Source organism: Paraburkholderia sp. SIMBA_030, from assembly GCF_046535245.1.
In the GTDB taxonomy this organism is placed as follows: Bacteria; Pseudomonadota; Gammaproteobacteria; order Burkholderiales; family Burkholderiaceae; genus Paraburkholderia.
This window is the reverse complement of the sequence record NZ_JAWRXB010001153.1, coordinates 1-252: the sequence shown is the minus strand read 5'-3', so window position 1 is coordinate 252 and position 252 is coordinate 1. Positions and strand designations below refer to the sequence as shown.

Sequence of the window (252 nt, the reverse complement as noted above, 5' to 3'; positions counted from 1 at the left end):
CTGCAACTGGAAGCCCTGGCGCATGCGCTCCCAGACGTCCTGCGGTACTTGCGGCGAGGGTTTTTCGCTGAGCCAGATCGGTTTCTGTTTGGCGCGAGCGGCGATATTCGGGGTATGTGCCGCGTCGGTCTGCGGCACATGGCTGGAACAGCCCGCCAGAGTGGCGGACACAGCCACCGCGATGGCTTGAGCCAAGCGGGTCAATGCGTCTGAATTGATGGCTTTACGAATAGATGACGACATTGGCTGGAA

The 252-nt window shown here is 60.3% G+C and carries 1 protein-coding gene; it reads right to left on the bottom strand.

What is annotated here, in order from left to right; genetic code table 11:
* On the bottom strand, window positions 1-252 hold a 252-nt coding region (locus tag SB772_RS43645; protein WP_410838983.1), incomplete at both ends, for a lytic transglycosylase domain-containing protein.